We start from the raw sequence: 26407 nt of genomic DNA, 5'->3' as shown, positions 1-26407 counted from the left end.
TCCTCACCCGCCCGGCGGCGCCTCGGCACTCAGCCGGTGACGACGGCTACGGCCAACCGGCGCGGTATCCCCGGAGCAGGGCGACCGAAACCGCCGGTCGCAGGACACCGCCGGCGGCAGGGTGCCCCCGGCGCTCAGCCGCTCGGCGGTGCCGGGGGACCGACCTGGGCGGCGAGCCGCTTCGGGGCCATGACGCAGTAGCTCTCGGTGAGCAACTCACCCACCTCCTCCCAGTCGGTGTCGCCGTCCAGGACCATGCCCATCACGGTCGGACTCCAGTCCGGTTTGTAGAAGGGGTGCCCCGAGGCGAGGAGACCGGCGATCTCGTCGAGTGGCGATCGGAAGGTCAGCAGGCAGGCGGGCTGGTCGAGTGCGGCAGCCCGTGCGTGCACCGGTTGGCGATCGGGGTCGACGGTGAGCACGTGGGCGATGGTCCGCTTGCGGATCCGCCAGCGGGTGCCCACCCAGGCGGGCTCCTCGTACGTCTCCGGCAGCCCGAGACAGATCGGCCGCAGCCGGTCGAGGACCTCGGGCGGGACATCTCCGGGTGCGGTCACGGGCAACGACGCTAGCCGGTCGGTGTGACAAGTTCCGCTCGTCGAACCCCACCCGGGCCGGTGGTGCGCGCCCCGTCGATCCGCCAGGATGGGCGGGGCGACAGTGGGCCGTCGTCCGGCCCGACCCGCCCCCGTGCCCGCTGAGGAGTGCCGTGCCGTCCACCCTGCTCTCCCGCCGTGACCTCGACTTCCTGCTGCACGAGTGGCTGCGGGTGTCCGAACTCGTCGAGCGCCCCCGCTACGCCGAGCACTCCCGGGAGACCTTCGACGACGCCCTGGATCTCGCCGAGCGGGTGGCCACCGAGCAGTTCGCCCCGCACAACCGCGCCGCCGACCTGGCCGAGCCCACCTTCGACGGGCAGCGGGTGCAGTTGATCCCGCAGGTCCGTGCGGCGTTGGACAGCTTCGCCGAGACGGGCCTGCTCACTGCCGGCCTGGATGCCACTGTCGGTGGCCTGCAACTGCCGCACGCCGTCGCGGCGGCCTGCTTCACCTGGTTCCAGGCCGCCAACGTGGCCACCTCGGCGTACCCGTTCCTCACCCTGGGCAACGCGAACCTGCTGCTGGCCCACGGCAGCCCCGAGCAGGTGGACACCTATGTCCGGCCCATGCTGGACGGCCGGTTCTTCGGCACCATGTGCCTGTCCGAGCCGCACGCCGGCAGCTCACTGGCCGACATCACCACCCGCGCCGAGCCGCAGGCGGACGGCACGTACCGGCTGTTCGGCACCAAGATGTGGATCTCCGGTGGTGACCACGAGCTGTCCGAGAACATCGTCCACCTGGTGCTGGCGCGCATCCCCGGTGCGCCCGCCGGGGTCAAGGGCATCTCGCTGTTCATCGTGCCCAAGGTGCTGGTCGGCTCGGACGGGTCGCTCGGCGAGCGCAACGACGTGGTGTTGGCCGGGCTCAACCACAAGATGGGGTTCCGGGGCACCACAAACACCCTGCTCAGCTTCGGCGACGGCGCGCACACGCCGGCCGGCCGCGCCGGAGCTGTCGGCCACCTGGTCGGCCCGCCGCATCAGGGTCTGGCGCAGATGTTCCACATGATGAACGAGGCCCGGATCGGGGTTGGGGCGGGCGCCACCGCGCTGGGTTACACCGGCTATCTCAAGAGCCTGGCGTACGCGAAGGAGAGGCCGCAGGGCCGGCCGGTCGGCGCGAAGGACCCGGCCGCCGCGCAGGTGCCGATCATCGACCACCCCGACGTACGACGGATGCTGTTGGCGCAGAAGAGCTACGTGGAGGGGGCGCTGGCGCTGGTGCTCTACTGCGCGCGTCTGCTCGACGAGCAGAAGACCGCTCCGGCCGAGGCCGACCGTGAGCGCGCGCACCTGCTGCTGGACGTGCTCACCCCGATCACCAAGAGTTGGCCGTCGCAGTGGTGTCTCACCGCCAACGACCTGGCGATCCAGGTGCTCGGGGGGGCCGGCTACACCCGCGACCACGACGTGGAGCAGCACTACCGGGACAACCGGCTCAACCCGATCCACGAGGGCACCCACGGCATCCAGGCGCTGGATCTGCTGGGGCGCAAGATGACCATGCAGGGCGGCGCTGGTCTCGCCCTGCTGACCACGACGATCGGCGACACTGTCGAGCGGGCCCGCAAGGCCGGGGGAGAGGCAACCGAGCTGGCGGATCGGCTGGCCGCCGCGGTGGACCGGATCATCGCTGTCACCCGTCGACTGTGGGCCGACGGTGACCCGGTGCTCGCGCTCGCCAACGCCAGCGCCTACCTGGAGGCCGTCGGGCACGTGGTGATCGCGTGGATGTGGTTGGAGCAGGTGCTGGTGCTGCCGCCGGAGGGGTCCGGCGACGGGTTCCACGCCGGCAAGCGGCAGGCCGCCCGCTACTTCTTCGCGGTCGAGCTGCCCCGGACCGGGCCGCAGTTCGACCTGCTGGAGAGTCGGGACCGGAGCACTCTCGACATGAACCCGGACTGGTTCTGAGCGGCCTCGTCGCCGGTCAGCGTCGGCGGGACTGGTGGCTCACGGCCTGCCGCCCCTTGACGACGCCCCAGACGATCACGATCACCAGCGCGATCACACCGATGATGATCAGCCAGCGGACCGCCTCGAGGATCAACCCGAGCAGGATCAGCACACCGGCGACCACGCCGACGACCCAGAGCAGTGCACGCATGTCGACCTCCCGTAACCGGCCGCGCCTGGTGCGGCCGGCCCCGGCTTCTCGTTCCCCGTCCGGCCGACACCATGCGCGAGTGGCCTACCCGAGTCGATCAGGGTCCGGTACGCGCTACGTAGACGGTGTTGGCCGACTCCCCACCGGTCAGCGGGTTGGCGAACGGCACGACATGCGCGCGGACGCTCGCGAACACCTCGGTGAGCGCCGCGGTGAACTCGACGTCCGGCGGGTCGTCCGACCAGAGCGCGAAGACACCCTCGGGGCGCAGCAGGGCGGCCAGGCGGCGCAACCCGGCCGGCGGGTAGAACGCCGCGTGGCTCGGGTGCAGGACGTTGCGCGGGGAGTGGTCGACGTCGAGTAGCACCGCGTCGAACCGCCGACCGGGCACCTCGGTGTCGAAGCCGGTGTCACCGGCCACCGCCGCGAAGAAGTCGGCCTGCACGAAGCGGGTCCGGGGGTCCTCGGCGAGCCCCGCCGCGAACGGCAGCAGCCCTCGTCGGTGCCAGTCGATCACGTCCTCGATCGCCTCCACCACGAACAGCGAGCGCACCCGGGGGTCGCCCAGCGCCGCGCAGGCGGTGTAGCCCAGCCCGAGACCGCCCACCACCACGTCGAGCGAGTCACCGGCCACCTCGGCGAGACCCAGCCGGGCCAGCTCGATCTCCGCGACCGGGAAGAGGCTTGACATCAGGTACTCGTCGTCGAGCTTGACCTCGTACACCTCGACCTGGAGCGCCGGGTCCCGGCGTCGGCGCAGGCTGATCGCGCCGATCGGGGTCTCCCGCCAGGCCAGCTCTTCGAAACGCGCGCCCACGGGTGCCCTCTCGCCGCCGGATTCGTCCACGGATGGTAGCGGTTGCCCCGCGACGGGCGGCCACGCAGGGTCCGCAGGAGATCGACGCAGCGCATATCCTGTGCCCGGCCGATCCACCGGAGGGAACTCATGCCGTCGCGGCAGGACCAGCTGCACTCCTACCAGTTCAGCGTCCAGCGGGCAGTCGCCGCCCTGGTCATGCGGGAGACCGACCCCGCGCAGTCGCCGTTTCGGAGGCTGGCCGGCGCCGGCCTGGCGAGCGTCCTGGTCGCGGCGATCGGGCTCGGTGGTTTCGCCCTCTACGGCCTGTTCGCCGGCGGCGGCAAGGGGTGGCGCGATCCGGGCGCGGTGATCGTGGAGAAGGAGTCCGGCGCCCGGTTCGTCTATCGCGAGCAGAAGCTGCACCCGGTGCTCAACTACGCCTCGGCCCTGCTCATCGTCGGGGCGGACCGGTCGAAGACCGTCCTGGTGTCCCGACGCACGATCGACGGGGTCCCGCGCGGGCTGCCGCTGGGCATCGCCGACGCACCCGACTCGCTGCCCGCCCCGGGCCGGCTGGCCGCCTCGGCGTGGACGGTCTGCTCGACGGTTCCGGCCGGCGCGGGCGTCGAGGCGCCCCGCTCGGCGTTGCTGATCGGCACCGAGCCCGACGGCGGTCGGCCGCTGGGTGACGACGCGCTGCTGCTGCGCCACCCCGACGGTGGGCTGCACCTGGTCTGGCACCAGCGGCGCTACCTCGTCCGTGATCCCAGCCGGGTGCTGGCGGCGCTCGCCACCACCAGGGCCCAGGCGGTTCCGGTGGCGCCGGCACTGCTCAACTCGCTTCCCGCCGGCACCGACCTCGCCCCGCTCGATCTGCCAGCGCTGGGCCGGCCCGCCACCCGCGTGCCGGGTGCCGCGATCGGCACGGTCTACCTGGTGAGCAACTCCGGTGGTGGCCGGCAGTACGCGGTGGCGCTCGACGCCGGCCTGGCCGGCATCACCGAGTTGCAGGCGGGGTTGTTGCTGGCCCGCACCGGGCAGGTCGAGCCGGTGCCGATGACGTTGGGTCGGTTCGCGGCGCTGCCCACGGTGCCTGATCTCGCCCCGACCGGCCCGAATGCTCCGCCACCGACCCCGCCCCGGCTCGCGGCCGGCGACGGCGGGGCGCTCTGCACCCGCATCGGCGACGACGGCGGGGTTGGTGAGGTGCGCTGGGGCGTACCGCTGCGGGACCTGACGGCCGTGCCCCGCACCGCGCCGACCGGCGGCGCGGTGCTGGCCGACCACGTGGTGGTGGAACCGGGCCGCGGCGCGGTGGTCGAGGCCGCCGCGGCGCCCGGCGCGACCGGCGGCGCCGTCTCCGTGGTCACCGACCTGGGTCGACGGTACGTGCTGGCCGACCGGGAGGTGCTCCCGATGCTCGGCTACCGCGATGTGCGGCCGGTGCGGCTACCGGCCGGGCTGGTCAGCCTGGTGCCCGCCGGCGCCACCCTCGACCCGGCCGCCGCCCGCGCCGTCGCCGCCCCAGACTGAGGGCGACCCACCCCGTCGACGGGGCGGCGGTGATCAAGAGGTTTGCGTCAGAACCTGGCGCGAGCCTGACGGAAATCTCTTGATCACCGGGAGGCACCGTGCGCGGACGGTGGTCAGTCGGCCGGGCGGCGCAGGACGGTGACCGCGAACGGGGCGTCGTCGCGCCACGGGCGCAGGTCCCAGGTGGCGAAGCGCTGCTCCACGCGCAGCCCGGCGGCCACCGCGTCGGCGTCGAACGCGGTCAGCGGGTAGCCGCGCTCGGTGCCGAAGCCCACAGTCAGCACGCCATCGGGTCGCAGGTGCGCGGCCACCCGGCGCAGCACAGCCGGTTCGGTGCCGACGGCGACGAAGGCGAGCACGTTGCCGGCCAGCACCGCCGCGTCGAACGGCTCCGCCTCACCCAGCGCCGGTAGATCCAGCTCGGCGAGGTCGGCGACCAGCCACGTCGGGCCGGGATAGTCGGCGCGGGCCGCCTCCACCAGCGCGGGATCGGCGTCCACGCCGACCACCGTGTGCCCCCGCTCGGCCAGTGCGGCACCGACGCGGCCGGTGCCGCTACCGGCGTCGAGAATGCGGGAGCCGGGCGCGACGAGGGCGTCCACCAGACGGGCCTCGCCGGCCAGGTCCGCGCCCTCGGCCACGAGCTTGCGGAACCGGTCGATATACCACTGTGAGTGCTCGGGGTCGGTGTCGGTCGCCCAGCGGGTCGGGTTGGCCATGAGGCCACCGTATCCGGGCCGGTGGCGGCCGGGCGGGCGACCCGGACGAGACGATCATCCCTTCTCCGCGCCGCTGGTCAGCCCCTCGGTGAGCAGCCGTTCGCTGGCGAAGAAGAGGATCACGATGGGCAGGGTGAGCACTACCGACCCGGCCATCAGCACCGTCTTGGGGACCTCCACCCCGTCGGCGAGCAGGGACAACCCGAGTGACACCGTCCACCGGTTGGGTTTGTCGACCAGGAACAGCAGGGCGAAGAGGAACTCGTTCCAGGCGATCATGAAGTCGTAGAGCGCGACCGCCATGATCGACGGCATCGCCAGGGGCAGGCTCACACGGCGGATGATGCCGAGCCGACCGGCGCCGTCGATGGCGGCGGACTCCTCCAGACTGACCGGGATGGTCTCGAAGTAGTTCTTCAGCATGTAGACCGACACCGGCAACGTCTGCGAGATGTAGACCAGCACCAGACCGAACAGCGAGCCGCGCAACCCGGCCCGGGTGAAGACCACGAACAGCGGGATCGCGATGACGATCGACGGAAACAGGTAGACCGCCAGGAACAGGAAGTCGACCTGCCGCCGGCCGAAGAACCGCAGCCGGGCCACCGCGTACGCGCCGGGGATCGCGACCAGGAGGGTGAGCACCGTCGCCGCGACGGCGACCAGCCCACTGTTGCGGATGAAGGTGAGGAAGCCCTGGCCGCCGTCGTCGGTCGCCTTGAGCACCTCGGCGTACGTGGCCACTGTCAGCTCACCGAAGCCGACCACCAGCGCGCCGGGGTCGAGCAGCAGCCGCTCGATGGGGCGCACCGAGAGCACCAGCATGTAGTAGAAGGGGAACACCGTGATCACCAGGAAGACGGCGATCACCAGGCGGCGCAGCCACCGCAGGCTCACCGTCTCGACGACGTCCCGGTCCATCAGCTCACCCTCCGTCCGAAGAAGCGCAGATAGATCAGCACGAAAACGATGAGCACCACGGCAAGCACGACCGCCTGCGCGGCGGCGGCCCCGATGTCGGTACGGGCGGTGAGGAACTCGTAGACCCGCACGCTCACCACCTCGGTGCCGGCCGCACCGCCGGTGAGCAGGTAGACGTCGTCGAACTTGTTGAACGTCATGATGAAGCGCAGCACACCCAGCAGGGCGATCACCGGCAGCAGTTGCGGCAGCAGGATGTGCCGGAACCGCTGGGTGGGGGTGGCGCCGTCGACCCGGGCGGCCTCCTCCAACTCACCGGGCACCGCCTGGAGCCGGGCCAGTAGGAACAGGAACGCGAACGGGAAGTACCGCCACGCCTCGAAGACGATCACCGTGGCCAGCGCTGTCGACTCCTGGGTGAGGAACGGCACCGGGGCGTCCCAGCCCAGTAGGCGTTGACCCCACGCGTTGACGATGCCGAGCTGTGGGTCGAGCATCACCTGCCAGACGAACGTCACAGCGACCACCGGCGCCACGTACGGCAGCAGCATGGACGCCCGGACCAGGGTGCGACCCCGGAACGGCCGGCGGACGACCAGGGCGGCCACCAGGCCGAGCACTATCGACCCGACGGTGCCACCGATGCTGTAGATCAGCGTGACCCAGAGCGTCTCGGCGAAGCCGGGGGTGTGCAGCACGCGGTCGATGTTGTCCATCGTGAACTCGCCGAACAGGCCGGTCTTGCGCAGCGTGGCCAGCCGGACCCGCTGGAAGGCGAGCACCACCGTCCACACGATCGGGATGCCGATGACCGCGATGGTGACGAGCAGGGTCGGTGCGACCAGCGCGAGCCCGGCCCGGGATTCGCGGCGGCGCAGGGTCAACGGTCGGCGCCGGGGCGGCGCCGGCCGCTCCCTGGTGGGGGAGCGGCCGGGGCCGGGCGCGGTCGTGGTCAATTGACGCCCGCCTTGATGGCGTCCACGTCCTTCGTGGCGCGGCCGGCGGTGGCCGCCGCGTCGGACTTGCCGGAGACGAGGTCGCCCAGCACCTTGGGCACCGGCAACTCGCCGAGCATGGCGCCGACGAGTTTGCCCTGCCCCTGGGTGAGGCCCCAGCGCCCGAAGGTGTCCGGGCTGCGGCGCAGCGTGGCCAGCACCTCTTCGCCGTACACGTCGGTGAGGGGCTTCTTCGCGTCCACGCCCGCCTGGCTGGTGTTCCAGGCCGTCAGGTACGCGTCGGGCTCGGCCGTGGTGCCCTTGCGCACCGGGAAGCGGCCCTCGGGGGACATGCCGAACCAGCGCGGGTAGCCGTCACCGAGCATGTACTCCACGAAGGACTTGGCCGGGTCGGCCGCCGCGCCGTCGAGCACCGCCCACGAGCTGATCTCGCCGTACTGGGCCGGCTCGGTGCCGTTCGGACCCTTGATCGCGGTCACGAACCCGCTGTTCTTCGCGAGGAACGCCGGGTCGGCCTGGCACTGGGGGCAGGTCGGCTTCGCGTCGTTACGCAACCCGGCCAACTCGTCGAGGATGAACGGTGACCAGATCACCATGGCCGCCTTGCCCGCGAAGTAGGTGGCCCGGGTGGTGTCCACGTCCTGCGCGCCCTTCACCGAGCTGCTGCGGATCAGGTCGCCGTAGAAGCGGAACGCCTCGACGCACTGGGGCGAATCCAGTGTCACCTTGCCCGAGTCGTCGGTGAGCTGACAGCCGTTGGCCAGCGCCAGGTGCTCGAAGGTCTGCTGGGTGAACACGTCGCTGGGGGCTGTCGCCGCGGTGATACCGGCGACGCCGCCGGTGTTCAGTCGGGCCGCGGCGGCGGTGATCCGCTCGTACGTGTCGGGGGCGGGTAGGCCGGCCGCGGCGAACAGGTCCTTGCGGTAGACGAGCAGCTGCCCCCACCCGTCGCTGGGCACGGAGAGCTGTTTGCCGTCGTCGGAGGTGAGCTCCAGCGCTCGGGGGGAGAACGTCTGCCTGCCCAGCTTGTCGACGACCTCCGCGTTCGCCGAAGCGTGTAGCAGCTCGTTGCCGGCGAGCGTGCGGATGCCGGCGAGGGAGACGGACCCGACCACGTCGGGGAGGTCACCGGCGGCGGCGTTGGCGGCGATCAGGGAGGGGAACTGGTCCTCGTTGACGGTAACGAGATCGACCTGGATCCCCGTCTTGGCGGTGAAGTCGGCGATGATCGCCTTGGTGGCGGTGACCCGGTCGGCCACGTCCTCCAGGCTCCAGACGGTGATCTTCTTGCTGTTGCTGTCGGGTTCGTCGTCGCCGCAGGCCAGCAGGGTGGACGTGGTCAGTGCCAGGATCAGGGTGGTGGCGAGTATCCGCCTCGGAGGTGCAGACATCGATGGCACTCCTCTCGAAGGGTACAAGAAGGATCCAACACCTTCGATTGATCAATGGCAAGACATATCGCGATTTTTTGCTATCCTGGAGCCCAGTGCTACCGGGATGTGACACATGGGCAACTGGGTGGTCTCTCTCGCCGGGCCTCGACGCATCAGCCTCGAGCCCTGCCCGCCGGATCCGCTCGGCCCCGGCCAGGTCCGAGTCCGCACCTGCTACTCGGGCATCTCCGCCGGCACCGAGCTGACCCTCTACCGGGGCAGCAATCCCCGGCTCAGCAAGGACTGGGACGACGCCGCCCGGATGTTCGTCCCCCGACAGACGCCGGTGCCCTACCCGTTGATCGGCTTCGGCTACGAAGAGGTCGGGGAGGTCATCGAGGTCGCGCCGGAGGTCACCGACCGGCATCCGGGGCAGCTCGTCTGGGGCATCTGGGGGCACCGCGCCGAGGCCGTGCTCGCCGCCGACGCGGTCCGTGCGCTCCCCACCGGGTTGGATCCGCTCGCCGCGGTCTTCGCCCGCCCCGGGGCCATCGCGCTGACCGCCGTGCTCGCCGGTGACCTGCACCTCGGCGACTGGGTCGGTGTCTTCGGCCAGGGCGTCATCGGGCTGCTCGCCACCCGGCTCGCGGTGCTCTCCGGGGCTCGGGTGGTGGCCGTCGACACGGTGCCCGGCCGGCTGGCGCACGCCGCCCGATACGGCGCGCGATGCACAGTGGACGCCACTGACACCTCCGCCGCCGCCGTGCTGCGCCAGGCCACCGGCGGTCGGGGGGCCGACGTCTGCCTGGAGTTGTCCGGCGCGTACCCGGCGCTGCACGAGGCGATCCGCTCCACCGCCCACGCCGGCCGGGTCGTGGCCGCAGGCTTCTACCAGGGCCAGGCCGACGCGCTCGGCCTCGGCGAGGAGTTCCACCACAACCGCATCCAGTTGGTGGCCGCCCAGGTCTCCGGGCCCACCCCCGCGCCGAGCATGGCCGGCCGGTGGACCGGAGACCGGGTCGCGCAGACCTTCATGGACCTGGTGGCCGACCGCAGCGTCGACCCGCTGCCGCTGGTCAGCCACATCGTCGACGCCAGCGCGGTCGCCGACGCCCTCGCGCTGCTCGACCGCGGCGCCGGTGACGTCCTCCAAGTCGTGCTGAGGTTCTCATGACCACCATCGCGCTGGCCTGTCAGGAACAGCTCCTGCCGGGCACCAACCTGATCCAGAAGTACGCCCTCGCGGCCGCCCTCGGCTACCAGGGCATCGAGCTACGCGGCGGCGGCGACCTGGCGTTCGTCCGCCGGCTGCCCGAGTTGCGCCGGGCCCGCGCCGCCGGGGTGGTGATGCCCACCGTCTGCGTCGAGATGGACCACTTCATCGGCGACTTCGACCCCGCCCGGTCCGCCGACGCCGTCCGCAACCTGCGCTCCCAGCTCTCGGTGATCGCCGAGCTGGGCGGCGTCGGCGTGATGACCCCGGCCGCCTGGGGGATGTTCTCCCGGCGACTGCCGCCGTTCGAGCCGCCCCGCCCGCCGGACGGCGACCGGCAGGTGCTCCTCGACGCCCTCGGCGAGTTGGGCCACCACGCCCAGGCCGAGGGGGTCACCCTCTTCCTGGAACCCCTCAACAGGTACGAGGACCACATGGTCAACCGCCTCGACGAGGCGGTCGCGCTCTGCGCCACGCTCGGGCTGCCGTCGGTCCGGGTGGTTGCCGACACCTTCCACATGAACATCGAGGAGGACGACGTGCACCGCGCGCTGCGCGCCGCCGCGCCGTACCTCGGGCACGTGCAGGTCAGCGACTCCAACCGGTACCAGCCCGGCGCCGGGCACCTGGACTGGCCGGCGCTGGTCCGTACCCTGCTGGAGCTGGACTACCGGGGTTGGCTGGCCCTGGAGTGCCGGCTCCGCGGCGACCCGGTCCGGGCCCTTCAACAGGCGGCCACTGTGCTGCGACACGCGCTGCCCCGGCGGGCCGCCGCGTGACCGCCGACGGGAGGCTGACCAGCGTCGGCGTGCCCGCCGATGCCGAGCCGACAAGCGTCGGCGTACCCGCCGACGTCGGAGCGACGCGCGCCGACGCCGCCGGCACGGGTGGCCCGGCCGACGCGACCCGGCTGCGTCGACTGGCGGTCGACACGCTCGACGCCAACTGGGAGCACGACCACACGGTCCCCTCGCGCACGCTCTACCCGCACCAGTGGAGCTGGGACTCGGCGTTCATCGCGATCGGGTTGGCCCACGCTCGCCCCGACCGTGCCTGGCGGGAGCTGACCAGCCTGTTCCGGGCGCAGTGGGCCGACGGACGGGTGCCGCACATCGTGTTCAACAGGGCGCTGCGGGTCGGCGCGTACTTCCCGGGACCGGAGATGTGGGGCTCCGCCGACGTACCGGGAGCACCGGGGGTGGCCACCTCCGGTCTGGTCCAGCCGCCGGTGCACGCGCTCGCCGCGTTGCTGGCGTACCGGCGGGCGCCCGACCCCACCGGCCTGGCCGCGCTGCGTCGGCTCTATCCCGCGCTTGTCGCCCAACAGCGTTACCTGGCCGACCGACGGGACGTGGCCGGTGACGGGCTGGTCTGCATCGTGCACCCGTGGGAGTCCGGGTTGGACAACAGCCCGGCGTGGGACGAGCCGATGGCCGCGGTGCCGGCCGAGGCGGCCGTCATGCGCGCGTACCGTCGGCACGACACCACGCACGCCGACGCCGCACACCGCCCCACGGACCTGGACTACGCGCGCTACCTGGCGATCGTCGCCGCGTACCGCGAGCACGGCTACGCCGACCGCGACCTGGCCGCCGGTCACCCGTTCCTGGTGGAGTGCCCGCTGTTCAACGCGGCGTTCGGGGCCGCCGAACACGCCCTCGCCGAGATCGCCGCGCTGGTCGGCGGCGACCCCGGGCCGCACCGGGCCCGTGCGGCCCGCGTCACCGAAGCCCTCCTCCGTCGGCTGTACGACCCGGAGACCGGCACGTTCCAGCCTCGTGACCTGCGCACCGACCGTCTGGTGAGCGCCCGTACGGTGCTCGGGCTGACCCCGCTGATCCTGCCCGACCTGCCGACCCGGCAGGCCGACGCACTTGTCGTCGAGGCCCGCTCGGCGCGCTTCGGGGTGGCCCGGCGGATGGACCGGCCGCTACCGACCTACGACCGCACCGCACCCGACTTCGAGGCGCTGCGTTACTGGCGGGGGCCGAGCTGGCTCAACATCGGCTGGCTGGTTGGGCGTGGGCTGCTCGGGCACGGGCACCCGGAGCTGGCCGCCGGGCTGCGCCGCTCGATGATCGGTCTGGTCGCCGGGGCCGGCTGCCACGAGTACTTCCACCCGGACACCGGCGCCGGGCTGGGCTCACCGGCGTTCAGCTGGACCGCCGCGCTGCTGCTCGACCTGCTCGCCGACTGAGCGCGGCGCGGGGTGGTAGCGTCCCCGATCCCGGCGGCTGGAGGGAGCATCGTGCGCGAGATCGACAAGGTGGCCTGGATCCTCGTCGAGGATGGTCGGGTGCTGAGCACCCGGTCGGTGGGCAAGGACGTCTGGTACCTGCCGGGCGGAAAGCGCGAGCCGGGCGAGACCGACCTGGAGACCCTGCGTCGGGAGATCGACGAGGAGTTGAGCGTCGAGGTCGACGTGCCCGGCGCCGTGCGCCTGGGCACCTTCTCCGCTCAGGCGCACGGCCACACGGCCGGCATCACCGTGCGGATGACCTGCTACCGGGCCGGCTATCGGGGACAGCTCCGGCCGGCCAGCGAGATCGCCGAGATGGCCTGGCTCGGGTACACCGACCGGCACCGCACCTCGCCGGTCGACCAGATCATCTTCGACCACCTGCTGGCCGAGGGTCTGCTGGCCTAGCTTCAGTTTGTCGCGGCCGGCCAGGGGTAACCGCCCGAGCGTGACCGACGGCGACGGGTTCCCGTACTTCATCGACGCGGTGTCCCGGCGGTCCGGCCTGCCGGCCGAGGAGGCCGCCGCCCTCGCCCGCGCCGTGCTCCAGACGATGGCCGAGCGGGTGACCGGCGGCCCGCCCGACGACCTCGCCGGGCACCTTCCGAACTCGATCGGGGGCTACCTCACCGGCCCGGCCCCGGATCCGGCCGGTGCCGTTGGTCCGGATCCGGCCGGAGGCTCACCCCCGGATCCGGGCGGGGCTGGTGGTCCGGATCTCGGCGCGGATCCGCTTCTGAGCGGTGGACCGGAGCCTGGCGTGGGCGGGCTGAACACCGGCGTGGGCCTGGAGGTGGGTGGTGCGGTTCCACCGCCGGCGGACGCCGGCCCGGCGGAGTTCCTCCGCCGGGTGGGACAGCGCGCCGGGGTGGATGCGGCCACCGCCCGGGCCGGAACCGGCGCCGTCTTCGCCACGTTGCGGGAGGCGATGACAGTACGGGAGTTCCGCGACATGGTGGCGCGACTGCCGCGCGACGGTGCCGCGTCCGATCCTCCCGTTTCGCCGGACCCGTACCTGCCCTGAGCCGGCAGGTACTCCGTCGTACCCGGCCGCTGCGGCCAGAGCCACTCAAGAACGCCGACATCGCGGCAACCGGAAAGCTGGATACCGCCAGATCGTGTGTCCGTCGGCAAGACCAGCCGGCTGTCGATTACCCGACCTCGCTGTGGCTGTCGCGAAATTCCACCGCGCAAGGATCGTCATGCCGAAAAATTCGTCGGATTAAGTTGCTTTAGGGGAAAATCCGCCGCCGGGCCAGGGGGACGATCGGACGATGTTCGACGTCCCTCGTCCGAGCCTCGAGTCGACCCTTTGGTTCGACTCTAATCAATGATCTTTCTCGGCGGCCATCGAACTCTATGCTCCTTCCATTGTGAAGTCCTGGGGGGGGATCATGATCACTGTCATCTATCGCCGCGCGTCTGTCCGTTGTAGACACCCGCACGCGTTCTGAGATGAAGACCTCGACACTGGTCCACCGCTTCGTCGACGTCGCCGCCACCCGTTCCGACCAGCCTGCCGTGCTCGGCGACACCGGCCCGCTCGACTACACCACCCTCGCCGGCCTGGCCGGCGGGCACGTCGACCTGCTGACCGCAGCGGGCGTCCAGCCCGGCGACCGGATGGGCCTGCTGACCGCACACGGGGCCGCCACCATCGCCGCCATCCTCGGCACGCTCGCCACCGGCGCCAGCTACGTGCCGCTCGACCCCGGTTTGCCCGAGCAACGGCTGCGCCAACTGCTCGACGGCGCAGACGTCACCGCCCTGCTCTGCGGGGGCGAGCACACCGAGTTGGCCCGACGGCTCGCCGCCGACCGGCCGGGCCTGCGGATCGTCCCGGCCATCGACGTGCGACCCGCGCCGCTGCGACCGGTGCAGGTGGACCCGGACGCGCTCGCGTACGTGCTGTTCACCTCCGGGTCCACCGGGCGCCCCAAGGCCGTCGGGCAGAGCCACCGCAACCTGACGCACGTGGTGAACAACCAGATCGCCACCCTCGACCTGCGGCCGGGCGACCGGCTCAGCCTGCTCGCCTCGTTCAGCTTCGACGCGTCCATCCCCGACCTGTACCCGGCGCTGCTCACCGGTGCCGCCGTCGTCCCGGTCGACCTGCGACGGCACGGCCTGGCGTACGCCGTCGAGCACCTGGCCCGCCACGATGTCACCGTCTACCACTCCACCCCGACCGTCTACCGGTACCTGCTGGACACCCCGGGCGTCGAACGGCTCGACCGGGTCCGGGTGGTGCTGCTCGGCGGCGAGCAGGCCACCTACGCCGACGCCGCCCGGTCCCGAGGTCGCTTCGCCAGGGGCTGCGTCCTGGTCAACGGCTACGGGGCCACCGAGATGACCTTCGCGGCCCGATACGCGCTGCCGCTTGCCGACGTCGACCCGGCGGCCACGGGCCCGCTGCCGATCGGGACGGCCCTACCCGGGTACGCGCTGCGACTGGCACCGGACGGCGAGATCGTGGTCCGCAGCCAACACCTCGCGCCGGGCTACCTCGGTCAGGCCAGCGACACCTTCGGCCGCGATCCCGACGGCGTGCGGACGTACCGCACCGGTGACCTGGGTGAGCTGCTGCCCACCGGCGATCTGCGCTGCCTCGGCCGGCTCGACCGGCAGGTCAAGGTGCGGGGGTTCCGGGTCGAGCTGACCGAGATCGAGGCGGTGCTCGCCGCCGCGCCGGACGTCGCGGAGGTGCGCGCCATCGCCCGCGACGGTGATGTGCTGGCCTACGTCCGGTCGGCCGGGCCGCCGGTGGACCCGGCCGCGCTCCGGGCCACCCTGGCCCGGCACCTGCCCGAGTACGCGTTGCCCCGCGCCGTCGTGCCGGTCGCCGAGTTCCCGCTGACCGTCAGCGGGAAGGTCGACGAGCGGGCCCTTCCCGACCCCGCCCGAGCCGGGTCGGTGGGGGACCAGCCGGCTACCCCGACCGAGCGGATCGTGCACGACATCTGGTGCGCCGTGCTCGGGCGGGAGGCCGTCGGCCGATCCGACAGCTTCTTCGACATCGGCGGTCAGTCCCTGCTGCTCGGTCAGGTGCAGCAGCGGCTGGCCGAGCGGTTCGGCGTCCGGCCGCCGCTGCTCCGGCTCTTCGAGCATCCGACGGTCGCCGCCCAGGCTCGGCTGGTCGACCCACCGGCACCGGCCGTCGGACCCGCACCGGCCGTCGCGCCGGCACCGGCCGTCGGACCCGCACCGGCCGTCGTGGCCTTGGCCGCCGTGCCCCCCATGCCCGCTGGCCCGTCCGCCGCAACCGTCGGCGTACGCGAGTACACCGGCGACGAGATCGCCGTGATCGGTCTCGCCGGCCGATTCCCCGGCGCGGCGGACGCTGCCACGTTCTGGTGGAACCTGTGCGCCGGCGTGGACGCCATCCACGACCACAGTGACGAGGAGTTGGCGGCGCTGGGGGTCGGCCCCGGACTTCGCGCCGACCCCCGGCACGTCAAGGCCACCGGCCGGCTCGACGGGATCGCCGACTTCGACGCCGAGTTCTTCGCCTTCGGCGACCAGGAAGCCGCCCGCACCGACCCTCAGCACCGACTGTTCCTGGAGACCGCGTGGGAGGCGCTGGAAGATGCCGGTCACGACCCGGCCCGGTTCCCCGGCCCGGTCGGCGTGTACGCCGCCACCTCCGTCAACCGCTACTTCCTGTTCCACCTCATGGACAACCCGGCAGTGGTCGGCGACGTCGACCCGGACGACTGGGAGGCCCGGCTGGTCGGTCGGCAGCTCGCCGACCACCTTCCCGGGCAGGTCGCTTACCGGCTGGGGCTGACCGGGCCGGCGGTAGCGGTGCAGAGCGCCTGCTCCAGCTCGCTGGTCGCCGTATGTCTCGCCGCGCAGAGCCTCGCCGACTACCAGTGCGACATCGCCCTGGCCGGCGGAGTGAGCGTGATGTGGCCCCGACACCGGCACATCCCTGGTGGTCTGGCCTCACCGGACGGCCGCTGCAGGGCCTTCGACGAGGCCGCCCAGGGCGCGGGCTTCGGCTCCGGAGCCGGAGTGGTGGCGCTGCGCCGCCTCGCCGACGCGCAGGCCGACGGTGACCGGGTCCTCGCGATCCTGCCCGGCTGGGCGGTCACCAACGACGGCGCCGACCGGGCCGGCTTCGCCGTCCCCGGCCCGGCCGGGCAGGCCGCCGCGGTGGCCGGCGCGCTCGCCGCCGCCGAGGTCACCCCGGGCGAGGTCCGCTTCATCGAGGCGCACGGCAGCGGCACCCCGCTCGGCGACGCGATCGAGGTGGCCGCGCTGCACGAGGTGTACGAGGGCACCGCGCCCGCCGAGACCTGCGCGCTCGGCTCGGTGAAGACCAACATCGGCCACCTCGACGCCGCGGCCGGCATCGCCGGTCTGATCAAGGCGGTGCTCGCCGTGCAGCACGGCGTCATCCCGCCGAACCTGCACTTCACCCGGCCGCACCCGGAGATCGACCTGGCCAACGGCCCGTTCTACGTGCCGACGAAGGTACGGGAGTGGCCGAACGCGCCGCGTCGGGTCGCCGGGGTCAGCTCGTTCGGGCTGGGCGGCACCAACGCGCACGTCGTGGTGGAACAGCCGCCCCCGGCGGAACCGCGCGACGCGGGGCCGACCGGGGCGCAGGTGCTGCCGGTCTCGGCGCGTACCCCGGTGGCCCTTCGGGCGGCGTTGACCCGGCTGCGGCGGCACCTGGCCGGCTCCGCGCCTGCCCTCGCCGAGGTCGCCGCGACGCTGGCGCTGGGCCGGCGCGAGTTCGGCTGCCGGGCCGCCGTGGTCGCCACCGACGCGGCCGGCGCGGTCACCGCGCTGGACGAGCTGCTGAGCACCGACGCCCGGGTCGCCGGCCCGGCCGGCGCGCTCCGCGAGCTGGCCGCCAGTTGGGTGGCCGGCCAACACCTGGACTGGACGGCCCTGCATCCGGCCGACGCCATCCGACGCACCTCGCTGCCCACCTACCCCTTCCAGCGGCGGCGGTACTGGATCGACCCCCCTCAGAAAGGCGAGCGGTGACCTGGTTCCTCTCCGCTGGCAGCCGCGATCCGGCGCCGGTGCAACTGTTCTGCCTGCCCTACGCCGGCGCCGGCGCCAGCGCGTTCCGCCACTTCCCGGGCCGTTTCGCCCCGGACGTCGAGGTGCTGCCCGTGCAGCTACCCGGCCGGGAGAACCGGATCAGTGAGGCCCCCCGCTTTCGGGTGGCCGACGTGGCCACCGCCATCGCCGAGCGGGCCGACGGTCCGTACGCGATCTACGGCCACTCGATGGGCGGCCGGCTCGGCTTCGAGGTGATCCGCGAGCTGCGCCGACGCGGGTGTCCGCTGCCGCTGCGGCTCTACGTGGGTGGCGCCCGCGCCCCGCACATCGACGCGCCCAGCGTCTTCGACGGGCTGTCGCAGGTGGACGACGAGGAGCTGCTGCGCCGGCTGCGGGTCGGCGGCGGGTTGCCCGGCGAGGTGCTGGGGCACCCCGAGCTGGTCGAGCTGCTGCTCCCGCTGCTGCGCGCCGACTTCGAGCGGGTGGACGGCTACCGGTACGGACCCGAGGAGCCGCTGCCGGTGCCGATCGTGGTGTTCAGCGGGCGTCACGACGGGGCGGTCAGCCGGGAGCAGAGCGACGCCTGGCGGGAGCACACCTGCGCCGGCTTCACCCTGCACGAGCTCGACGGCGGGCACTTCTTCCTGCACGACGCGCTGCCCGGGCTGGCCGCGGCGATCCGCGCCGACCTGCGCGCCGCGCTCGACCGGGAGACCGCTCGCTCCCCGACGACGGGCGGGCCGGCGCGCGCCGCGGCGGACGGGCACCGGGTGCCGCTGGGCGAGACCGGCTGGTCGGTGTGGCGCGACGCCCTCCTGCGCAGCACCGGCTTCCCCGCCGAGGGCCTGACCATGCTCGCCGCCCCGCAGGCCGCCGCCGCGGCCGACGAACTGCTCGCCAGCGGCACCGGTGCCGACCTGTTCGACAAGGAGTTCGCCGCGGCGATCACCGCCACCGGCCGGGGGCTGAGCGAGCTGGCCGCCGACCCGCTGCTGCGCGAGGCGGTCACCTGGCAGAATCGGAGTGCGCTGGTCGCCCTCGACGGCCTGGCCCGGGGCGGCCCCGATGCCGCCCGCAACGTGCGACGCCGGGAACGGGAACGCGCCCTGCTCAAGTACTGGCAGCGGTACTGCGGCAAGAACGAGACTGTCGGCTTCTTCGGCCCGAGCTGCTGGGTCACCATCGACCCCGAGCTGCCGGTGGCGGCGCGGGTGCGCCCCGGCGCCGCGCTGACCCGCAGCCGCTGGGTGTGGTTCGAGTCCTGGGCGCTGACCGCGTACGCCGAGCGGATCGGTCAGGACCCGGGGGTGCGCCGTTGGTGGCCGCCCCGACTCGCCCCGCACCTGTGCCTCGTCGGCCGGGAGGTGCGTCGGCCGGGCCGGCCCCCCGTCCCGCTGTCCCCGGTGGAGGCGGCCCTGCTCACCGCCGCCGACGGCCACCGCACCGCACGCGACCTGGTGACCGACCCGAGCATCGGGCTGCGCCGACCGGAGGACGGGTACGCGCTGCTGGACCGGCTGGTGCAGCGCGAGCTGGTCACCTGGGACGCCGCACTGCCCGTCAGTCCGGCCGCCGAGGAGGTGCTGCGGCAGCGGATCGCCGCCGTCGGCGACGCCCCGGCCCGGGCCGCCGCCCAGGCTGGCTTCGACCGGCTCTGCGCCGCCCGGGACGCGGTGGTCGCGGTGGCCGGAGACCCGGACCGACTGCGGGTGGCGCTCGACGCGCTCGACGCGACGTTCACCGACCTGACCGGGCAGGCCGCACAACGCCGGGCCGGACAGATGTACGCCGGCCGGACCCTCTGCTACGAGGACACCAGCCGGGACCTGGACGTGGTCTTCGGAGCGCCGCTGCTGGACTCCGTCGCCGCGCCGCTGGCCGTGCTGCTGCGGGCCGCCCGCTGGCTGGCCGTCGTGCTCGAGGACGCGTACGGGGCGGTGTTCCGGGAGCTGTACGAGGAGCTGCGCACCGAGGCCGGCGACGCCCCGGTCGCCCTGTCCGACCTGTGGTTCCTGGTCCAGGGGCTGTTCTGGGGCACCGGGGAGCGCCCGGTGGACGCGGTCGCCGCCCAGTTCGCCGCCCGCTGGGCGGAGCTGTTCGAGCTGGATCAGCAGCCTCCCGGCACCACCGAGGTGCGTCTCGACGTGGCGAACCTGGCCGCCCGGGTCGACGAGGCATTCCCGGCCGTGCGGACGGACTGGTCCAACGCCCGGCTGCACAGCCCGGACCTGCAGATCTGCGCGGCCGACGCGGCCGCGCTGGCCCGGGGCGACTACACAGTGGTGCTCGGCGAGCTGCACGCCGCCTGGCCGTCGTTCGACTGTCAGGCGTTCACCCCGTCGCACCCGGACGTGGAGCGGCTGCGCGACGCGCTGGCCGCCGACCTCGGTCCGCACCGGATCCGGCTGCTCTTCCCCACCGACTGGCCGCGGCGCACGAGCCGGGTCGCGGAGGCGCTGATCGGCCCGACCGACCGGCAGTTGGCCTTCGCGCCGGCGCCCGACGCCGACCCGGACCGGGTGCTGCCCACAGTGGCGCTGACCGTGCACGACGAGGCGGGTCGGCTGGTGGTCGCCGCCGCCGACGGACAGCGTTGGTCGCTGACCGAGGTCTGCGCCGGGCTGCTCAGCACACACGCGGTCGACGGCTTCAAACTGGTCGCCGCCGCGCCGTACACCCCGCGGATCACCCTCGACCGGCTGGTCGTGGCCCGGCAGACCTGGCGGACCACTGTCGGCGCGTGCGGCCTGGGCGCGGTGACCGCGGAGCGGGCCCGCTTCCTGGCCGTGCGGGACTGGCGGCGCCGGTTGGGCCTGCCGGAGCAGGTGTACGTCAAGCTCGGCACCGAGACCAAGCCCTGCTTCGTCGATCTGAGCAGTCCCGCCTTCGCCGCGATGTTCTGCGCAATGGTGCGGGCGGCCGGCCTGGACGGCGGCGACGCCACGACGCTGGTGGTCAGCGAGATGCTGCCCACCCCGCAGGACGCCTGGGTGCCCGACGCGGCGGGCCGGCGCTACTTCAGCGAACTACGACTGCACATCGTGGACACCGACGAGCCGGAGCTGATTCGATGAAGCACTTGTTGCCCCTCGGCACGACGGGCTGGTCGGTCTGGCGCGACGTGGTGCTGCGTACCGCCGGCTTCCCGGCCGACGGCCTGGCCGCCTTCGCCGCCCCGGAGGCCGCCGCCGCCGCGGACGCGCTGCTGGCCGGCGATCTCACCGCCGACCTGTTCGACAAGGCGTTCGCCGAGGCCCTGGCCGGGGCCTCGGTGACCGCCGGCGAGATCGCCGCCGATCCGCTGCTGCGCGAGGCGGTCACCTGGCAGAACCCGGCCATGTTGACAGCCCTGGACGGGTTGCTGCGTACCGACCCGTCGGTGCGCAACCACTGGCGGCGCCGGCGCGAGTTGAGCCTGCTGCGCTACTGGCAGCGCTACTGCGGCAAGGCCGAGACGATCGGCTTCTTCGGCCCGGTCTGCTGGGGCATCCTCGACCCCGCTGAGGAGTCGACCCGGCTGCGCCCGGGGCCGGGGCTGCTCTCGGGCCGGCTGGTGCGCTTCGAGGCGTGGGCGTTGATCGCGTACGCCGATCGGCTCGCCGACGACCTGGACGTGCGTCGCTGGTGGGCGCCAGCGCTGGCGCCGCACCTGACGGTGGAGGGCCGGCGGCTGCACCGGCCGCTGCACCCCCCGGTGGAGGTGTCCACGCTGGAGGCCCGGCTGCTGGCCGGGTGCGACGGGCGTACGCCGGCACTGCGGCTGGTCGAGGGGATCCTTGCCGACGGCGACTCCGGCATGCGCTCCGCCGCCGACGCGTACCTGCTGCTCGACCGACTGGTCGAGCGTGGCCTGCTGACCTGGGACGCCGGTCTGCCGATCAGCCCCCGGGCCGAGCAGGTGCTGCGGGAGCGGCTGGATGCGATCGGCGCGGCCGACCTGCGCGCCGAGGTGATCGACGGCTTCGACCGGCTCTGTGCGCGCCGCGACGACGTCGCCGCGGCGGCTGGCGACCCGGACCGGTTGGGCGCCGCGCTGGAGGCGCTGAACGCGGAGTTCACCGAGGTCACCGGTCGGCCCGCCACCCGGCAGGCCGGTCAGATGTACGTCGGCCGGACGGTGGTGTACGAGGAGACCGCCCGGGATCTCAGCGTGACCGTCGGTGCGGGGGTGCTCGATGCCCTCGCCGCGCCGCTGGCCGTGCTGCTCCAGGCCGCGCGGTGGCTGACCGCGGAGATCGGCGCCGCCTGCGAACGGCTCCTCGGCGAGCTGTACGAGGAGTTGCGCGCCGACGGCCCGGTGCGGCTGGCCGACGTCTGGTCCCTGGCCCAGGGGCTGCTGCTCGCCCCGGAGGGGCCACTGGCTGCCGCCGGAGCAGGCTTCACCGCCCGATGGGCGGAGTTGTTCGACCTGGCCGCGCTGCCGCCGGGGCAGTCGGAGCTGCGGCTCAGCGCCGCGGAGCTGACCGAGCGGGCCCACCGGGTGTTCCCGGCGACCGCGCCGGGTTGGCCGTCCGGCCGGATCCACAGCCCGGACGTGCAGATCAGCGCCGTCGACCTGGACGCGTTGAACCGGGGTGAGTTCCTGCTGGTGCTGGGCGAGCTGCACCCGGCTCACGTGCCCTTCGACAGCGCGGTCTTCGTGCCGTTCCACCCGGACCCGGTGGCGCTGCGCGCCGGGCTGGACGAAGACCTCGGCCCGGCCCGGGTCCGGGTGCTCTACCCCGAGGGCTTCCCGAGAGTGACCACTCGCACCACGTACGGGCTGAACAGCGCGGCCGACCGGCAGCTCGGCATCGACACCGCCCGCGGCGGCGAGATCGACCGGTTGGTCCCCGCCACCGAGGTGCGGGTGGTGCCGGCGGGTGACCGGCTGGAGGCGGTGCTGCCCGACGGCAGCCGCTGGCCGCTGGTGGAGGTCTTCGCCAACCTGCTCGGGTCGTTGCTGTTGGACAGCTTCAAGTTGCTCGACCCGGCGCCGCACACGCCCCGGATCACCATCGACCGCCTGGTGGTTGCCCGGCGGACGTGGCGGACCACTGTGGCAGACAGCGATCTGGCCGGGGTGAAGGGGGAGGCCGGCCGCTTCCTCGCGGTGCGCCGGTGGCGGGCCCGGCTCGGCCTGCCGGAGCGGGTGTTCGTGAAGCTCGGCACCGAGGTCAAGCCCTGCTATGTGGACCTGACCGGTCCGCTCTACGCCCAGTCGCTGTGCGCGATGGTCGACGCCGCCGCCCGTACCGGGCCGGACGTCGCGATCGTGGTCACCGAGTTGCTGCCGACGCCCGACGACAGCTGGGTGACCGACGCCCAGGGCCGCAGGTACGTCAACGAGCTCCGCCTGCAGGTCACCGATCCGAGCAGCTACCCCGGGGGGAACGGGTGACCGACATCCTGTCCGTCAGCGCCGTGCGGGGCGAGTCGCTGCCCTGGCCGGACGCGACGCTCGCCGAGCTGGTCGTGGCGCAGGCCGCCCGCACCCCGGACGCGGTGGCCGTGCGCCAGTGGGACACCCGGCTCAGCTATGCCGAGCTGCTGTCCCGGGCCGCCGGGGTGGCCGCCACGCTGCGTGCCCGGGGGGTCGGTCGGCAGACCCGGGTGGGTGTGTGCGGCACCCGTCGACCCGACTTGGTGGCCACCGTGCTCGGTGTGCTGCTGGCCGGTGGTTGTTACGTGCCGCTGGAGCCGGGCGGCCCGCGTCGGCGGTTGCGCGGGATCGCCGCCGACGCGGGCCTGTCGCTGGTGGTGGGCGACGCCGCGGAGGCCGAGTTCGGCGCCGCGCCCGGCGTCGAGGCGATCGGCCTGCCCGGTCCGGCTCCCCTCACGCCGTGCCCGGCCCGCCCCGGCGATCCGGCGTACGTGCTGTTCACCTCCGGCTCTACCGGCCGACCCAAGGGTGTGCTCACCACCCACCGCAACGTGGTCGAGTTCGTCAGCGGCGTGGTCGCGCTCAGCGGCGCGGACGCGGGCGTGCGCAGCCTGGGCATCGCCTCACTGGGCTTCGACGCGGCGACCATGGACCTGTTCGTTCCGCTGCTGCTCGGCGGCACGGTGCAGCTGCTCGGCGCCGAGGACCGCGCCGACCCGGTGCGCCTGGCCCGGTTCATCGTTGCGCACGAGGTGAACTGGGGCTTCATCACGCCCACCGTGCTGGCCATGCTCGACCCGGAGGAGGTGCCCGACTGGCGCACGGTGCTGTGCGGTGGCGAGGCCGTCCCGGCCGCGCTGGCCGCGCGCTGGGCGCCCGGCCGGCGCTTCCTCAACGGGTACGGGCCGACGGAGACCACGGTGCTGGCGGTCAGCGGCCCGTTGAGCGCCACCGAGGCCGACCCGGTGCCGATCGGCCGGCCGCTGCCCAACCACCGCGCCTACGTGGTGGACGCCGCGCTGGACCCGGTGCCGGTGGGGGAGACCGGTGAGCTGCTGATCGGCGGGCCCGGGCTGGCCGACGGATACCTGGGCCGGCCCGCGCTGACCGCCGAGCGTTTCGTCCCGGACCCGTTCTCCGGTCTGCCCGGTGAGCGCCTGTACCGCACCGGTGACCTGGTCCGCCACGACCTGGACGGGCGGATCATCTACCTCGGCCGGGCCGACCGGCAGGTCAAGATCCGGGGGCAGCGGATCGAGCTGGGTGAGGTCGAGGCGGTGCTGGCCGACCTGCCCGGCGTCGCTTCGGTGGCCGTTGAGGCGGTGGCCGGGCCGGCCGGCACCGAGCTGGTCGCGTTCCTCACCCCGACGGACGCGCCCGACGACGCGCGGCTGCGCGCGTACGCCGGCAGTCGGCTGACCGCCGCGATGCTGCCGGCCCGGGTGCTGCGCCGCGCCGCGCTGCCGGTGAGCCCGACCAGCGGCAAACTGGACCGGCCGGCGTTGCGGGCGCTGGCCGCCACCGCCCTCACCACCCCACCGGCCGAGCCGGGCGGCACGCCCGCCGACGCGGTGGTGCCCGCCGCCCTGACCGACGACCCGGTCGCGGCGGCGGTGGCCGGGATCTGGACCCGGCTGCTGGGCACGCCGCCGGGCCCGGACACCGACTTCCTCGCCGCCGGTGGCAACTCCATCGCGGCGATGCGGCTGGTGGCGGCCCTGCGCGACGAGCTGGGCCGGCAGGTGGACACGCGGGAGGTGTTCGCGCTGCGCGGCTTCGGCCGGTTGGTCGAGCAGGTCGCCGTCGCGCCGAGCGCCGGCGACGAGTTGAGCACCGGCAACCCGCCGACGCTCTCCCCGCCGCAGCGCCGGCTCTGGTTCGTCGACCAGCTCGCGCCGTCCAGCGCGCCGTACAACATCGCGGTGGCGCACCGGTTACGCGGGCCGCTGGACACGGCCGCGCTCGGCGCCGCGCTGCGGGCCGTGGCCGTCCGGCACGACGTGCTGCGGTGGCGCATCCCGCAGACCGGCGGCGTGCCGTACGCGGTCTGCGCGGAGCCCACCGACGTGGCGGTGCCGGTGGTCGACCTGACCGACAGCGCGGACCGGGAGGCGGAGCTGGCCCGGATGCTCGCCGCCGGCGCCGCGCACCCGTTCGACCTGGCCACCGGGCCGCCCTGGCAGGTGACCGTCTACCGGCTCGGGCCGGACGAGCACGTGCTGGCGGTCACGTGGCACCACGCGGTCTTCGACGGCTGGTCCGAGCGGGTCTGCTACGACGACGTGGCCACCGGGTACGGCCGGGCGGTGGCCGGCCAGCCGCCCGCGCTGCCGGAGCTGCGCGCCCGCTACGCCGACTACGCGGTGTGGCGGGACGCGCGGGACCGGCGTCGGGGCGAGGCCGATCTGGCCTGGTGGGCCGGGCACCTGAGTGGCGCGCCGACCGTCCTGGAGCTGCCCCGCGACCGGCCCCGGCCGGCGGTGCAGACCTACGCGGGCGCGGAGGCGTCCATCCGGTTGTCGGCGACGGCCGACCACGCTGTGCGGGAGCTGGCCGAGCGGCGCGGCACCACGGTCGCCGCGGTGCTGCTCGCCGCCTTCGGTGAGCTGATCGCCCGGCTCACCGGCGGCGACGACCACGTGCTCGGGGCGATCGTCGCCGACCGGCGGCTGGCCGCCTTCGACGACGTGGTCGGCTTGTTCATCGACACAGTGCCGGTCCGGGTACGGACCGCCGGCGCGAGCTTCGCCGAGCTGGTCGACCGGTGCGCCGGCGAGCTGCACGACGCCACGGCGCACCCCGGCGCGCCACTGGAACGCATCGTCGAGGCACTGGGCGTCGGCCGGGACACCGCCCGGGCGCCGCTGGTGCAGGTGCTCTTCAACGTGCTCAACTTCGCCCCGCCCCGGCTCGACCTGAGCGGGCTGAGCACCGAGCCGGTGGCCGTGCCGAAGCCCGGCTCGCCGTTCGACATCACCGTGTACGTGGTGGAGCGCGACGGCCGTGCCGGGGTCGAGGTGGTCTACAACCCCGACCTGTTCGACGCCACCCGGATCGAGGACCTGCTCGCCGACCTGGCGGGCCTGGTGGACGCGCTGGCCGCCACGCCGCACGCGCCGGCCCGGGCGGTGGCCGTCGACCTGCCCCGGCCCACAGTGCGGGTGCCGCAGCTCGGCGCCATGACGGTCGCCGGTGCGGAGGCCGCCGGCCCGCCGCCCGGTCTGCTGCCCGCCGGACCGGACGGGCTCACCGAGACCGAGGAGCTGATCGCCGGCATCTGGCGGGAGGTCCTCGAGCGGGACCGGGTCGGCGTCACCGACAACTTCTTCGACATCGGCGGCCACTCGCTGGCGCTCGCCGCCGTGCACGCCCGGCTGACCGCCGCCACCGGCCGCTCGATCCGGATGCTCGACCTGTTCCGCCACCCCACCGTCCGGGCCCTCGCCGCCAGCCTGGACGGCGCCGCCGACCGGCCGGAGCTGGCCCGGGCCGCGATGCGGGCCGCCGCCCGCCGTGGCCGTACCCGCCGTATCCCTCCCCGCCGCCCTGGCGGCACCGCGTGACGAAG

Annotated in this window: 18 protein-coding genes; 11 read left to right on the top strand and 7 right to left on the bottom strand. The window is 73.6% G+C overall.

Features of this window, described 5'->3' with window-relative positions; translation table 11 throughout:
* Positions 1-134: 134 nt before the first annotated feature.
* The gene (locus tag NIE79_RS04885) at positions 135-557 is read right to left on the bottom strand and encodes an MmcQ/YjbR family DNA-binding protein (RefSeq protein WP_238677406.1); all 423 of its coding nucleotides are present in this window, start codon (positions 555-557) and stop codon (positions 135-137) included.
* A gap of 152 nt (positions 558-709) precedes the next feature.
* Between NIE79_RS04885 and NIE79_RS04880 the strand changes: the two genes are divergently transcribed.
* A complete protein-coding gene (locus NIE79_RS04880) occupies positions 710-2512 on the top strand; it encodes an acyl-CoA dehydrogenase (RefSeq protein WP_238677405.1) in 1803 nt (600 codons plus the stop codon).
* Between the two features lie 16 nt (positions 2513-2528).
* Here the strand turns inward: NIE79_RS04880 and NIE79_RS04875 are convergent, their stop codons facing one another.
* Together NIE79_RS04875 and NIE79_RS04870 are read right to left on the bottom strand one after the other, a co-directional pair.
* Positions 2529-2705 carry a hypothetical protein gene (locus NIE79_RS04875; protein WP_238677404.1) on the bottom strand — a complete coding sequence of 59 codons (177 nt, stop codon included), beginning with the start codon at positions 2703-2705 and terminating at the stop codon, positions 2529-2531.
* A 97-nt stretch (positions 2706-2802) separates the two neighbouring features.
* The gene (locus tag NIE79_RS04870; RefSeq protein WP_238677403.1) at positions 2803-3522 is read right to left on the bottom strand and encodes a polyamine aminopropyltransferase; all 720 of its coding nucleotides are present in this window, start codon (positions 3520-3522) and stop codon (positions 2803-2805) included.
* A 129-nt stretch (positions 3523-3651) separates the two neighbouring features.
* On the opposite strand from NIE79_RS04870, the gene eccB reads away from it, so the two are divergent.
* Positions 3652-5037 (top strand): type VII secretion protein EccB, encoded by a 1386-nt coding sequence (eccB, locus tag NIE79_RS04865; protein ID WP_238677402.1) that lies wholly within the window; start codon positions 3652-3654, stop codon positions 5035-5037.
* A gap of 113 nt (positions 5038-5150) precedes the next feature.
* Here eccB and NIE79_RS04860 read toward each other — a convergent pair whose 3' ends face one another.
* The 4 genes from NIE79_RS04860 to NIE79_RS04845 are packed head-to-tail and all read right to left on the bottom strand — an operon-like array spanning position 5151 to position 9024.
* Complete coding sequence (locus NIE79_RS04860; RefSeq protein WP_238677401.1) at positions 5151-5756, bottom strand: class I SAM-dependent methyltransferase; 606 nt, start codon at positions 5754-5756, stop codon at positions 5151-5153.
* A gap of 54 nt (positions 5757-5810) precedes the next feature.
* Positions 5811-6677 carry a carbohydrate ABC transporter permease gene (locus NIE79_RS04855; protein ID WP_091406739.1) on the bottom strand — a complete coding sequence of 289 codons (867 nt, stop codon included), beginning with the start codon at positions 6675-6677 and terminating at the stop codon, positions 5811-5813.
* Positions 6677-7633 carry a carbohydrate ABC transporter permease gene (locus NIE79_RS04850; RefSeq protein ID WP_112589715.1) on the bottom strand — a complete coding sequence of 319 codons (957 nt, stop codon included), beginning with the start codon at positions 7631-7633 and terminating at the stop codon, positions 6677-6679. The genes NIE79_RS04855 and NIE79_RS04850 overlap by 1 nt, the downstream gene beginning before the upstream one ends.
* Entirely contained in the window at positions 7630-9024 is a 1395-nt protein-coding gene (locus NIE79_RS04845; protein ID WP_238677400.1) for an ABC transporter substrate-binding protein, read from the bottom strand. The genes NIE79_RS04850 and NIE79_RS04845 overlap by 4 nt, the downstream gene beginning before the upstream one ends.
* A gap of 115 nt (positions 9025-9139) precedes the next feature.
* Between NIE79_RS04845 and NIE79_RS04840 the strand changes: the two genes are divergently transcribed.
* The 9 genes from NIE79_RS04840 (at position 9140) to NIE79_RS04800 (ending at position 26402) form a co-directional block, all read left to right on the top strand.
* Positions 9140-10180 carry a zinc-dependent alcohol dehydrogenase gene (locus NIE79_RS04840; protein WP_238677399.1) on the top strand — a complete coding sequence of 347 codons (1041 nt, stop codon included), beginning with the start codon at positions 9140-9142 and terminating at the stop codon, positions 10178-10180.
* Positions 10177-10998, top strand: coding sequence for a sugar phosphate isomerase/epimerase family protein (locus NIE79_RS04835; RefSeq protein WP_238677398.1), 822 nt, complete (start codon positions 10177-10179; stop codon positions 10996-10998). The genes NIE79_RS04840 and NIE79_RS04835 overlap by 4 nt, the downstream gene beginning before the upstream one ends.
* Entirely contained in the window at positions 10995-12416 is a 1422-nt protein-coding gene (locus NIE79_RS04830; protein WP_238677397.1) for an MGH1-like glycoside hydrolase domain-containing protein, read from the top strand. Before NIE79_RS04835 ends, NIE79_RS04830 begins: the two co-directional genes overlap by 4 nt.
* Before the next feature lie 51 nt (positions 12417-12467).
* Positions 12468-12866 carry an NUDIX hydrolase gene (locus NIE79_RS04825; RefSeq protein ID WP_238677396.1) on the top strand — a complete coding sequence of 133 codons (399 nt, stop codon included), beginning with the start codon at positions 12468-12470 and terminating at the stop codon, positions 12864-12866.
* Positions 12867-12906: 40 nt separating this feature from the next.
* Positions 12907-13482: a DUF2267 domain-containing protein gene (locus NIE79_RS04820; RefSeq protein WP_238677395.1), complete on the top strand. Its 576-nt coding sequence runs from the start codon at positions 12907-12909 to the stop codon at positions 13480-13482.
* Between the two features lie 431 nt (positions 13483-13913).
* On the top strand, positions 13914-17456 hold the full coding sequence (locus tag NIE79_RS04815) for a beta-ketoacyl synthase N-terminal-like domain-containing protein (RefSeq protein ID WP_238677394.1): 3543 nt from the start codon (positions 13914-13916) through the stop codon (positions 17454-17456).
* Positions 17453-20551 (top strand): thioesterase domain-containing protein, encoded by a 3099-nt coding sequence (locus tag NIE79_RS04810; protein WP_238677393.1) that lies wholly within the window; start codon positions 17453-17455, stop codon positions 20549-20551. The genes NIE79_RS04815 and NIE79_RS04810 overlap by 4 nt, the downstream gene beginning before the upstream one ends.
* Positions 20548-22857, top strand: coding sequence for a lantibiotic dehydratase (locus NIE79_RS04805; protein WP_238677392.1), 2310 nt, complete (start codon positions 20548-20550; stop codon positions 22855-22857). The genes NIE79_RS04810 and NIE79_RS04805 overlap by 4 nt, the downstream gene beginning before the upstream one ends.
* Positions 22854-26402: a non-ribosomal peptide synthetase gene (locus NIE79_RS04800; RefSeq protein ID WP_238677391.1), complete on the top strand. Its 3549-nt coding sequence runs from the start codon at positions 22854-22856 to the stop codon at positions 26400-26402. The genes NIE79_RS04805 and NIE79_RS04800 overlap by 4 nt, the downstream gene beginning before the upstream one ends.
* Positions 26403-26407 lie beyond the last annotated feature (5 nt).

It is taken from the genome of Micromonospora trifolii (assembly GCF_022229005.1).
GTDB lineage: Bacteria > Actinomycetota > Actinomycetes > Mycobacteriales > Micromonosporaceae > Micromonospora > Micromonospora trifolii.
Note: the sequence above shows the minus strand (reverse complement) of the source record. Positions and strands in the feature narration are given on the sequence as shown.